The 11,838-nt window shown below is 37.8% G+C and carries 9 protein-coding genes; 4 read left to right on the forward strand and 5 right to left on the reverse strand.

The genetic code is table 11. From position 1 onward, the window contains the following. Positions 1 to 11: 11 nt before the first annotated feature. The 3 genes from holA to leuS are packed head-to-tail and all read right to left on the reverse strand — an operon-like array spanning position 12 to position 4,289. Positions 12 to 1,064, reverse strand: coding sequence for a DNA polymerase III subunit delta (gene holA / locus BQ4443_RS08560; protein ID WP_071058576.1), 1,053 nt, complete (start codon positions 1,062 to 1,064; stop codon positions 12 to 14). A 1-nt stretch (position 1,065) separates the two neighbouring features. Next, positions 1,066 to 1,614 carry an LPS-assembly lipoprotein LptE gene (lptE, locus tag BQ4443_RS08565; protein WP_023950970.1) on the reverse strand — a complete coding sequence of 183 codons (549 nt, stop codon included), beginning with the start codon at positions 1,612 to 1,614 and terminating at the stop codon, positions 1,066 to 1,068. Between the two features lie 17 nt (positions 1,615 to 1,631). Then, positions 1,632 to 4,289 carry a leucine--tRNA ligase gene (gene leuS / locus BQ4443_RS08570; protein WP_071058577.1) on the reverse strand — a complete coding sequence of 886 codons (2,658 nt, stop codon included), beginning with the start codon at positions 4,287 to 4,289 and terminating at the stop codon, positions 1,632 to 1,634. 502 nt (positions 4,290 to 4,791) lie between these two features. Here leuS and BQ4443_RS08575 point away from each other — a divergent pair. Next, positions 4,792 to 6,795, forward strand: a complete 2,004-nt coding sequence (locus BQ4443_RS08575; RefSeq protein ID WP_023950966.1) for a BCCT family transporter — start codon at positions 4,792 to 4,794, stop codon at positions 6,793 to 6,795. A 150-nt stretch (positions 6,796 to 6,945) separates the two neighbouring features. Further along, complete coding sequence (locus BQ4443_RS08580; RefSeq protein ID WP_245586992.1) at positions 6,946 to 8,391, forward strand: aminoacyl-histidine dipeptidase; 1,446 nt, start codon at positions 6,946 to 6,948, stop codon at positions 8,389 to 8,391. A gap of 91 nt (positions 8,392 to 8,482) precedes the next feature. Here BQ4443_RS08580 and BQ4443_RS08585 read toward each other — a convergent pair whose 3' ends face one another. Both BQ4443_RS08585 and glnK read right to left on the reverse strand, forming a co-directional pair. Beyond that, positions 8,483 to 9,709 carry an ammonium transporter gene (locus BQ4443_RS08585; RefSeq protein ID WP_071058578.1) on the reverse strand — a complete coding sequence of 409 codons (1,227 nt, stop codon included), beginning with the start codon at positions 9,707 to 9,709 and terminating at the stop codon, positions 8,483 to 8,485. Positions 9,710 to 9,781: 72 nt separating this feature from the next. Further along, the gene (glnK, locus tag BQ4443_RS08590) at positions 9,782 to 10,120 is read right to left on the reverse strand and encodes a P-II family nitrogen regulator (RefSeq protein ID WP_071058579.1); all 339 of its coding nucleotides are present in this window, start codon (positions 10,118 to 10,120) and stop codon (positions 9,782 to 9,784) included. 313 nt (positions 10,121 to 10,433) lie between these two features. On the opposite strand from glnK, the gene BQ4443_RS08595 reads away from it, so the two are divergent. Together BQ4443_RS08595 and BQ4443_RS08600 are read left to right on the forward strand one after the other, a co-directional pair. Next, positions 10,434 to 10,646, forward strand: a complete 213-nt coding sequence (locus BQ4443_RS08595) for a cold-shock protein (protein WP_023950962.1) — start codon at positions 10,434 to 10,436, stop codon at positions 10,644 to 10,646. 386 nt (positions 10,647 to 11,032) lie between these two features. After that, positions 11,033 to 11,833, forward strand: a complete 801-nt coding sequence (locus BQ4443_RS08600) for an energy transducer TonB (protein WP_071058580.1) — start codon at positions 11,033 to 11,035, stop codon at positions 11,831 to 11,833. Positions 11,834 to 11,838 lie beyond the last annotated feature (5 nt).

Raw genomic sequence — 11,838 nt, forward strand, 5'->3', positions numbered from 1 at the left:
TCAAAAGAAAGTTAGAGAGTGCCATTACCGGCAAATTTTATAATCAAACGTTGTGTTTCGTTCCAAGCATTATTTAATCTACCCTCAACGGGATAGCCTTTAAATAAGCGATCAATGTCGCTTGCATGTTGGATTAATCCCATTAATTTAGGAAGATTCAGACGCTGTAATGCCTGATTGAAAAGTGTTTGACGAGAGCTAAAAATCCCCAATTTTCTCATTGCATCTGAGAGATTATCACCGTTTTTCTTATGGATGGCTAATGTATATAGGCTACGAATTTCACGAGTAATCATTGCCAACACAAGTGGTAGCGCTTCTCCTTCATCTTGTAGACTTTGCAAAATACGGCTACTACGTTTTGTATCGCCGCTTAATATAGCATCTGTTAATTGAAAAACATCAAAACGAGCGACGTCTTTGATAGACTGTTGCAATGTGTGTAAATCAATATGACCAGGCTCAAGCATTAAGCCTAATTTCAATATTTCTTGGTGAGCAGCAAATAAATTGCCTTCTACTTTTTCAACTAAAAAAGTTAACGATTCAGCATCAATTGTTTGTTGTTGAAGTGCAAGACGTTGCCTAATCCATTGAGGCAATTGTCCAAGACTAATATTGGGAACCTCGATAAAAATAGCACTATTTTGGATGGCTTTAAACCATTCTGTTTGCTGTGTTTTTTTATCTAACTTTGGAATATTTAAAATAATCGTAATATCACTGAGCTGTTGGCTATTAACGAGTTCTGTCAGTTGAATGAGGGCTGGACCACCTAGTCGTCCGGTTTTGCCATTTGGCAATGTAATTTCTAAAATTTTTTGCTCAGCAAAAAGAGATGTACTATATAAATTTTCTTTGATATGGTGCCATGGTCCATTAGCATCAATGACCAGATTAATGCGTTCACTAAAGCCTAGTTGACGATAGTGTTGGCGCAATGAATCAATGACCTCTTGACGTAATAAAAGCTCATCTCCCATGACGCAATAAAATGTGTCAATTTGTTGAGGATATTGTTGCAGATATGTTTTTAGTTGATCTGCATTAAGTTTTTTTCCCATATTACTGACCAGTATTGAGACGACGATACTGATCAAGTACTTCTTCGGATAGTACTCGGCGATAGAGACGGTCGGCAATACTTTTTTCCATATCACTATAAAGTAGTGACATTTCAGCTGATTTTGCGGCGGCTTCGTTTTCATCATAGGGTAAAAGACGAGTAGCCGAAAGAAGTGTTGGCTCAATTAAAATATTGCCTTGCTTATCGGTCATGGTGAAATTAAGTACTAAACCTAATTCATATTCCTCAACCTTACCGTTCGCATCTAAGGAAACCTCAGTACGATTACGTGTGAGGCTAAGCTGAGTTAATGAGACATCAGCTGAGCTTGGTGTATCTAAAATAGTCAAGTTTGGAGAGCTTGCTTTGAGCAAACGGTAAATATAAATACCAAAAGGTGATTGTTTAGGAATATTGGTATAAAGCGTTTGAAAAGGAGTATCCACTTGACCGCGCATTTTGAAGCCACAACCGACCAAGCAGAGACTTAATACGACTAATCCTATCAATAATTTTTTAGACATTACTAAACATTTTATCGTTTGCATACAAAAACCCTAGCTGTTTAACCTACAACGTTGACTAATTTTCCTGGTACCACGATAACACGTTTTGGTGTTCGACCTTCTAAGTGTTTGGCAATTTGAGGGTGATTAAGGGCTAAGGCTTCAATGTCTTCCTTGGAGGAACCATTTGGCACCATAATAGAACCTCGTAGTTTACCGTTAATTTGTAACATCATTTCAATTTCATCTGCTACAAGTGCACTTTCATCAACTTCTGGCCATGGGGCATCTAATAAATCACCAAATTGCTTATCAAACCCTAGCTCTTGCCATAACGCATAAGTAATATGGGGAACAGCGGGGTAAAGCATACGTAATAGAATACCGATAACTTCTCTAAGAGCGGCATCACTATAGTTTGATGGTTCTAATTTAGCATCTTCGATAGCATTTAATAGTTTCATATTAGCTGAAACTACCGTGTTATATTGCATGCGCTCATAGTCATAGTTAGCTTGACGAAGTAATTGATGCGCAACTAAACGTAATTGCTTAACTTCTTTGGGAGCATCAGCAAAATTATGCAAATCAACAGGTGCTCTAGCAATAGTTTCTTTTTGGTTATAAGCCATTGTCCATAAACGACGTAAGAAGCGATTAGAGCCATCGACTCCTGTAGTAGACCATTCTAGCGTTTGTTCTGGAGGGCTTGCAAACATGACAAATAGACGAGCCGTATCAGCACCTAGTGTATCAATAATAGATTGTGGGTCGACACCATTGTTTTTAGATTTAGACATGGTGCCAATACCAGCATAAGTGACATCTTTGCCATCTTCCAATGATTTAGCGCCAATGATTTGCCCTTTGTCACCATAAATGTTTTCGACTTTATCGGGCCAGAAATATTCAATGCCACCTTTATCATTACGACGGGTATAAATGTGGTTTAGTACCATACCTTGAGTTAATAAGTTGGTGAATGGTTCATCAAATTTTACTAAGCCAAGGTCACGTGATACTTTTGACCAGAAACGTGCATATAACAAATGCATGACGGCATGTTCAATACCGCCAATATATTGATCCATCGGCATCCAATAGTCATTTCTGTGATCAAACATTGCTTCTGAATTACCTGGTGAGGTATAGCGCATAAAATACCATGATGAATCCACAAAAGTATCCATAGTATCAGTTTCACGACGAGCAGGTTTGCCGCAATTAGGGCAAGTACATTTTAAGAATGACTCAGATTTATTTAGAGGATTACCCGTACCATCTGGGATTAAGTCTTCTGGTAGTACCACAGGTAAGTCTTTTTCTGGAACAGGTACCGGACCACAATCTTCACAGTGGATGATGGGAATAGGAGTACCCCAATAACGTTGACGAGAGATACCCCAGTCACGTAAACGCCATGTAGTTTGTTTTTCACCTAAACCTTTTTCTGCTAATAGTGTAGCAACTGCCTCAAATGCTTGTTTGTAAGTTAACCCATCAAGTTGAGCAGAATTGATACAATAGCCTACTTGTTTGTCGCCATACCAGTCTTGCCAATTTTCAGCGGTAAACTCTTTATCTTTTACAGCAATCACTTGTTTAATTGGTAAATGATATTTTTTGGCAAAAGCAAAATCGCGTTCATCATGAGCAGGTACACCCATGACGGCACCATCACCATAACTCATTAAAACGTAATTACCTACCCAAACTTCAATTTGTTCTCCCGTTAATGGATGGGTAACAAATAAGCCGGTTGGTTGACCTTCTTTTACTTTGGTGGCCATTTCTGCCTCGGTAGTGCCACCAAGTTTAGCTTGTTCAATAAAGGCTTGTAAATTTGGATTATTTTGGGCGGCTAGTGTTGCAAGAGGATGCTCAGGAGCAACAGCACAGAAAGTTACGCCCATAATGGTATCTGGGCGAGTAGTGAATACGTATAAACGACCGTCTTGAATTAATTCGCCATTTGTATTTTTGATTGTGTGTGGGAAAGCAAAACGTACACCTTCACTTTTGCCTAGCCAGTTTTCTTGCATTACTCGTACGCGCTCTGGCCAACCATCCATTTTATTTTTAACACAATCTAGTAATTCTTCAGCATAATCCGTAATTCTGAGGTAATAACCTGGAATTTCACGTTTTTCAACCAAAGCGCCTGAACGCCATCCACGTCCATCCACGACTTGTTCGTTTGCTAATACTGTTTGGTCAACAGGATCCCAGTTTACCACTTGAGTCTTGCGATAAGCGATGCCTTTTTCTAGCATTTTTAGGAACATCCATTGGTTCCAACGATAATACTCAGGGTCACAGGCAGCCATCTCACGTGACCAATCAATTGCTAAACCCATCGATTTTAGTTGTTTTTTCATGTAATCGATATTGGCATATGTCCATTGAGCTGGCGGTACTTTGGATTTAATGGCTGCATTTTCTGCGGGCATTCCAAAGGCATCCCACCCCATAGGCATTAAGACATTGTAGCCTTTCATGCGTAATTGGCGAGTGAGCATATCATTAATAGTGTAGTTGCGAACATGCCCCATGTGTAGTTTGCCACTAGGATATGGCAGCATTGAGCACGCATAATATTTAGGTTTGTCATTGCCATTTTTATCTTTGGCATATTCTGTGACACGATATGCGTCAGCGTCGTTCCATTGTTGTTGTGCTTTTTTCTCAACGACTTGAGGTTGGTATTGATCTAACATAAATTCCTAATTAAATAGATAAGTATCAATAAGTTTATAGATATAAGGGATAGTCTTTATAAGCGTTCTATTATAGAACGAACCATCACGGATAGGTAAAAATATAGCTTGAAATAGATGTATAAAAAATAGCTTAAAGTCTAATAAAAATAGTTTAAAGTCTAATAAAAATAGTTCATATTTAAACTAAATAGTAATATAAACATGATTCCAGTTAGACTATATTAATTTTTTTAGTTATAATAGAGTAGCTATAAATGAATGATTTGTTCTTTTATCAGTGTCGACTCTATGTCAATTCAATCGTCAGACAATATCTTATTTGTCTTTCAACTTAGCACTTTTTAGTGTGTACGCTGTTTGTTTTATAAGCGAACAATCTATTAACCACTGCTCATAATCGTTAAGTAGCGGACTTGCATACGTCAATTATCTGTTTAATTGAACTTCGTATTGATGTTTTTTTGCTATTTTTATTTGGGCATTATCGGGAGAAGAAATAATGTTCCGTCCGAACACGACGTTCAACTTAAAAGTTTTTGTGCCAAGCTTTATTTTTATGTTGCTTATCGGCTTTCTAGGGATGACCGTCCCTGGCAAAATGAAAGAAACACTTGATGTTGTACAAAAATTTACGTTTAATAATTTTAGCTGGTTTTATGTTTTGGCTGCATCTTTATTCTTGGGTCTTTTACTGGCCTTAGTCTTTGGCCGTTTGGGGGATATCCGTTTGGGAGCGGATGATGAGGATCCTGAGTACCCATTTTTCTCATGGGTAGCCATGTTATTTGCAGCAGGTATGGGGGTTGGTCTAATGTATTTTGGAGTAGCAGAACCCATGATGCATATGGCCTCACCAATTACAGACAATAATATTGAAAAAAATGCCATGCTATATACTTTTTTTCACTGGGGAGTACACCCTTGGGCTATTTATGGTGTGATGGCATTAGCGTTGGCTTTTTTTGGTTATCGCTATCGACTTCCCTTATCTTTGCGTTCAACCTTTTACCCTTTATTGAAAGAGAAAATTCATGGACCTATTGGACACGTAATTGATAGTATTGGTCTATTAGCGACTGTGTTTGGTATTGTGACAACGCTAGGGTTTAGTGCTATTCAATTAAATTCTGGGTTACATAATATTGGGCTAATGGCAGATATTGGTTTTGAACAGCAAAGTTTGATTATTGTAGTAGTTACAACGGTCGCTATCCTATCGGCTATTTCGGGTGTTGGTAAAGGTGTACGTCGACTAAGTGAAATGAATTTGCTGTTGGCACTAGGTTTATTGGTATTTATTCTATTCACGGGCCCTACAGTGAAATTATTATCTAGTTTTGCTGAAAATACTGGCTACTATATTAGTCATCTTGCAGAAATTAGTTTTAAAACTTTTGCTTATGATACAGAGCATCAAGGTTGGTTTACTGGATGGACTATTTTGTATTGGGCATGGTGGGCTTCATGGGCTCCTTTTGTAGGGTTATTTATTGCTCGTATTTCTCGTGGGCGTACTGTACGTGAATTTGTGATGGGGGTTCTAATTGTCCCAACACTATTTACCTTGTTATGGTTCACAGTATTTGGTAATTCTGGTTTTTATGCCAATGAAGTGGCTCAAGGTGCATTAGCAAAACTTACTAGCACACCAGAAATTTTGCTATTTAAGTTTTTAGAGTATTTCCCCTTGTCATCGTTGAGTAGTATTGTGGCAATGCTTATTTTGGCATTGTTTTTTGTGACCTCAGCTGATTCTGGCATTATAGTTTTAAATAATATTGCTTCAGGGGGTAGTAGTAAACCAGTACCTAAATGGCAAAGTATTTTATGGGGTGTAATTCTTATTGTTATGGCCATTGCCTTATTAAGAACCAATGGTTTGGGAGCAGTGCAGGCAGTTACCCTAATTGTTGCATTACCGTTTGTATTAATTATGACGGGGATGTGTTTTAGTCTCATTCGTGGATTACGTTCGGATGCAAGATACTATAGCCATAAACTTAATGCAGGTAGCGTGTTCTGGAGTGGTCACCGTTGGAAACAACGTTTAAGTCAGATTTTGACTCAGACGCAAGAGTCAGATATGCATAGTTTCTTTAATGAAACCGTGCGTCCTGCATTTAATAGTTTACGGACAGAATTAGAGCAGAAATATCAATTACACGTCATCATTAATGAATATGAAACGCCCGAGTTGGCTATGGAGTTAATTATTGAGAAAGGGCAGTGGCGTAATTTCTTATATGGAGTAAGAGTTCAAACATCAAAAGCACATGAGGCTTTAAAAGATGAAGTGACGTTGCCTAATCTAACAGAAACTACAGTTCATGAACCATTTGCTTATTTTGGTGATGGACGACTAGGTTATGATGTTCAGTATATGACTCAAGAAGAGCTTATTGCGGATATCTTAAAACAATACCAACGCTATTTGAATTTGATGCATAGCGAAGATTTAGCGTTAATTATGAAAGCACCTGTAGATGGTGGTGACCATAGATAGTGTGTAAGTATAATTAGTTGTTTTACTTTTAAAAGTTCAAAAAATCCCATTCTTTAATGATGTAAAGGATGGGATTTTGTTTGAGGTCTCCACAATAGGGGTGTTAATCGCTAAAATACTATTTATTTCATTTTATAAACGAGAATGACAATGTCCTTATCTACTTTACAACCTCAAGCCGTATGGCAATGGTTTGACCAATTTTGTGCGATTCCTCATCCTACGTTCCATGAGCAAAAATTAGGTGCTGTTATTGTTCAGAAAGCACAGGAAAAAGGTTTAGCTGTGCAGCAAGATGAAAAAGGGAATATTCTTATTCAAAAGCCAGGCACAAAAGGCTTAGAGGATCGCCCCATAATTGCGATGCAAGCACATATTGATATGGTGCCTCAAAAAGGGACAAGTAGTCAGCATAATTTTGAGACAGATCCAATACAAACGTCAGTTAAAGAGGGATGGGTATTTGCAAATGATACTACGCTAGGGGCTGATAATGGTATTGGTGCATCAATGGCATTAGCCGTCGCTTTTTCCGATGATATTCCTCACCCCCCAATTGATATAGTGCTAACTGTTGAAGAAGAAACGGGTATGGGAGGGGCTAAAAATATTAATCCAGATTGGTTAAGAGCCCCTTATTTAGTGAATCTAGATTCTGAAGATGAAGGGATTTTATTTATTGGTTGTGCAGGCGGTAGAGACGCAACTTTTTCTTTCCCTTTTGTTGCAGAGCCTGTAACCGGTAAAGCATATCGCATACAAGTAGCAGGCTTAAAAGGTGGGCATTCTGGCATTGATATTGATTCTGGTCGTGGTAATGCCAACCTTTTGTTGATACGCGTGTTAGATAAAATTGCACAACATGGGAAATTGCGTCTAATAAATTTACAAGGTGGTAGTTTACGAAATGTCATTACACGTGAAGCATTTGCCGATATTGTATATACGGGGGATGATATAGAGCATTGCCTTAATACCATATCAAGCATTATCAAGGATGAATTGAGTGTTGTAGAGCCAATGCTTGAAATTAGTGCTACTGAACTAACTAAAGATTCACCTCTAGTCGCAATTTCAGAAGAGCAATCGCAACGGATTATTCGTTTTATCCGTGTATTACCTAATGGTGTGATACGTATGAGTGATAGTTTTGAAGGAGTGGTTGAAACATCTATTAGTTTAGGGGTTTTAACGGTAAAAGAGGATAAATTATCTATTCGTTGTCTAATGCGTTCATTATTGGAAACACCTAAGGATGATGTATCTAATCGTTTACAAGCGCTAGCGAAACTGGTTGGTGCTGAATTAGTGTTGAGTGGTGATTATCCGGGCTGGAAACCTGAACCGCAATCATTATTATTGTCCAAATGTAAAGCCTTGTTCAATGAGTTTTATGGTAAAGAGCCTGCAATTGAAGTTATGCATGCAGGTCTAGAATGTGGGATCCTAAAGGGTAGAGCGCCTCATATGGAAATGATTTCTTTTGGACCTAATATTCGTGCCGCCCATTCTCCTAAGGAATGTGTAGAAATCTCTTCAGTAGATGAATGCTGGAAAATTTTATTGAGATTTTTGGAAAATTCCCCTGAAAAATAATCTATTGTCAGACTGTTGATGAAGTTATCCCCATAAATTCATTAGAATCTGTGGGGATACATATTTACAGCCTTGATAAAAATTGGCTTATTTATTTTTGATAGCCTTGTTCGCCATGGCTACTGATATCTAGACCTTGACGTTCATCATCACGTTCAACACGAACACCACCAGTAATTAGGCCAGCAATTTTTAAACCGATAAAAGCAACAACACCACTAATCACTGCTGCAATTAACATACCCTCTACTTGAGACCAAAGTTGAGCAGGGATATCAGCTAATGTTTCTAAGCCAGGACCACCTAAAGGTTTTGCATTGAAAATACCTGTTAAGATACCACCAACAATACCACCTACACCATGAATACCAAATACGTCTAACGTATCATCTACTTTTAACAAACGTTTAAGACCATTCACACCCCATACGCAGAAGATTGCTGTCACGATACCAATAATTAAAGCGGCAACTGGGCTAACTAGAGCAGCCGCAGGTGTAATACCTACAAGACCTGCTACAGCACCTGAAGCACCACCTAGCAAAGAGCTTTTACGACCCATAACGGCTTCTGTTGCTAACCATGCAATTACAGCACCTGCTGTTGCAATAATTGTATTAAATAACGCTAAAGCCATTGAATTGTTTGCTGCTAATGAAGAACCTGCATTGAAACCGAACCAACCCACCCATAATAAGCAAGCACCGATAAAGGTCATTGGTAAATTATGTGGTTGCATAGCTTCTTTACCGTAACCTAAGCGAGGACCAACAACATAAGCAGCAACTAGTGCAGCAACAGCAGCATTAATATGTACAACAGTACCACCAGCAAAGTCTAATGCTTCACCAAATAAGAATCCACCACTTGCCCAAATCATATGTGCGATAGGGATATACGCAAATGTCATCCAAATAGCAATGAAAATTAACACAGCACTAAACTTGATGCGCTCAGCAAAACCACCAATAACAAGTGCACATGTAATACCAGCAAAAGTTGCTTGGAAAGAAGCAAAACTTAATTCTGGAATTGTGCCTGATAATTCATAAGTATCACCTGGAATATTGAACATACCAGAGAAGAAAGCGCGAGAGAAATTACCGAAGAATGCTGTGCTTTCTGTAAAGGCTAAAGAGTAACCATAAGCAAACCATAAAATTTGGACTAATGAAAATACGCCGATTACTTGTGCAAGCACCGATAGAATATTTTTTGAACGAACTAAACCACCATAAAAAAGTGCTACGCCAGGCACTATCATCATTAATACCAGCACGGTTGATATGCCAACCCACACTAAATCTGCACCATTCATTTTTATTCCTTTACGTTAAATTATTTACAACTTAAATTATTTATTTTCTATACTGAATCACGATGATTAAAATTACAGAGCTGATTCGCCCATTTCACCAGTACGAATCCGAATAACTTGTTCGAGATCACTCACAAAAATTTTTCCATCACCAATTTTTCCAGTGGAACCAGATTGGCAAATAGACTCAATAGCAGATTCCACTTGATCATCGCGGATAGCTATCTCTAATTTCACTTTTGGTAAAAAATCAACAACATACTCTGCACCACGGTAGAGTTCTGTATGACCTTTTTGACGCCCAAATCCTTTGATTTCGGTAATGGTTAAACCTTGGATACCAATATCCGCTAATGCTGTACGGACATCATCTAATTTAAAAGGTTTGATAATTGCGGTAACTAATTTCATCTAATTCTCCTGTTGATATACATAGATATTTATTAGTTAACAAGCAAAATTGATGCCAACTTTTTTGTAAGTAATCATTAAATAATTCTGCACTGCAAAATATCAAAATGAGCCTGAAAGTATGTCTATGCACCAAAATAGTGCTTTATGCGTCATTTTGGATAAAAGCAACACAATTTATTTTTATTGACATTGTCTATGTTTAAAGGCATAGTAAGTACTTGATTTTCAAGTAGTAGCTGTTACCGTTATAATTTCGCGTGGTTGTTCTCTTGGGGGTCCTTGTTTTTTATTTACTCAAGAGGAATAGATGATGTCTACAGAAACAGGCAAAGTTAAATGGTTTAACAACGAAAAAGGTTTTGGTTTTATTAAACCTGACAATGGTGGCAAAGATTTATTTGTACATCACTCAGATATCGTAAGTGACGGTTATCGTACACTAAAAGAAGAGCAAGAAGTCTCTTATACTGTAGCTGATGGTCCTAAAGGTCCACAAGCTAAAGAAGTAAAAGCTAAAGCATAAATTAATTAGCAAAGGCGAAGAGAATATTTCTTACTCATTCGTCTATAAAACTTCTATGACGCCTAATCACATAGTGGTTGGGCGTTTTTTCATGCTTGTTTCATGTTTAAATAGTTGGCTTGTTATTGCTATAAAGTGAAACATTAAAAGGCTGGCAAATAATATAAAATACCAAAATCTAAATGATAATTGTTTTTATTATAAATAATGATATATAATATCTCTTGTTGTGATAATTTGCATTTAAGTAAATTATTTTTAGTTAATTTTATTTTCGTAGTATGTCAAAAACATCTGAAGTCTCACAGGGTATACCGCTGCTTTATCGAGTAATAGGGAGCATAGGGTCTGTAGGAATTATCACGGGTAGTATATGGTTGCTGGGTATGAAATCAGACCCAGTACAAGTAGAGATTAAACCAGACCAAGCGGTATTTGTCTCAATCATTAATGAGCCCATTGCGGAAGAAGTTCCTCAGGGCGAACAAGTTGAGTCATTGCCTGCACCAGAAGCTAGGACAGAGTCTGAGAGTAAATCGGATACTAAGCCAGAACCAGAGCCTCAACCTGAAGTTAATTCAATGTTAGAGCCTGATCCAGAACCAGAGATTAAACCTGAACCAGAAATCAAACCTGAACCAGAACCCACACCTATTGCAGAGCCAATAGCGCCACCAAAACCTAAAAAGGTTATGGAAAAACCGAAAAAAATAGTAGAGAAAAAAGATAAACAACAGAAACCGAAACTAGAGAAAAAAATTGAACCACCCAAACAAGAAAGTGTGTTTAAGCCCATAAATTCACAACAATTTACGCCAGTTGGTCAAAAGATAGATTTAAATGCGAAAACAACAAAAGCGTTTGGAAAACCAGAAGGCAAGAAAAATGTATCTGCAGGTAGTGCTAGTGCTGGACCTGTACGTGTGACATCTGTAAATTATTTAGTTAAACCACGACCAGTGATGCCAAGAGTCTCAATGATGAGAAATGAAAAAGGTTTAGTGGTTGTACGTGTCATTATTGATACGAATGGAGCAGTAAAAAATGCTTCTTTACAACGCTCATCATCGTTTGCAGCATTAGATAAAGAAGCCCTTAGAGCAGTTAAACAAGCTCGTTTTAGACCATATGCTGAGAATGGTGTTCCGCGAGAATCAATGGCGGATATTCCAATCGAATTCAAATAAAAGGA

The sequence above is a fragment of the Pelistega sp. MC2 genome (assembly GCF_900099475.1).
GTDB lineage: Bacteria > Pseudomonadota > Gammaproteobacteria > Burkholderiales > Burkholderiaceae_B > Taylorella > Taylorella indica.

Excerpts from the sequence above, each read along its gene's own strand:
- holA (WP_071058576.1), bottom strand. The coding sequence starts at position 1,064 with ATGGGAAAAAAACTTAATGCAGATCAACTAAAAACATATCTGCAACAA.
- lptE (WP_023950970.1), bottom strand. The coding sequence starts at position 1,614 with ATGCAAACGATAAAATGTTTAGTAATGTCTAAAAAATTATTGATAGGA.
- leuS (WP_071058577.1), bottom strand. The coding sequence starts at position 4,289 with ATGTTAGATCAATACCAACCTCAAGTCGTTGAGAAAAAAGCACAACAA.
- BQ4443_RS08575 (WP_023950966.1), top strand. The coding sequence starts at position 4,792 with ATGTTCCGTCCGAACACGACGTTCAACTTAAAAGTTTTTGTGCCAAGC.
- BQ4443_RS08580 (WP_245586992.1), top strand. The coding sequence starts at position 6,946 with ATGTCCTTATCTACTTTACAACCTCAAGCCGTATGGCAATGGTTTGAC.
- BQ4443_RS08585 (WP_071058578.1), bottom strand. The coding sequence starts at position 9,709 with ATGAATGGTGCAGATTTAGTGTGGGTTGGCATATCAACCGTGCTGGTA.
- glnK (WP_071058579.1), bottom strand. The coding sequence starts at position 10,120 with ATGAAATTAGTTACCGCAATTATCAAACCTTTTAAATTAGATGATGTC.
- BQ4443_RS08595 (WP_023950962.1), top strand. The coding sequence starts at position 10,434 with ATGTCTACAGAAACAGGCAAAGTTAAATGGTTTAACAACGAAAAAGGT.
- BQ4443_RS08600 (WP_071058580.1), top strand. The coding sequence starts at position 11,033 with ATGAAATCAGACCCAGTACAAGTAGAGATTAAACCAGACCAAGCGGTA.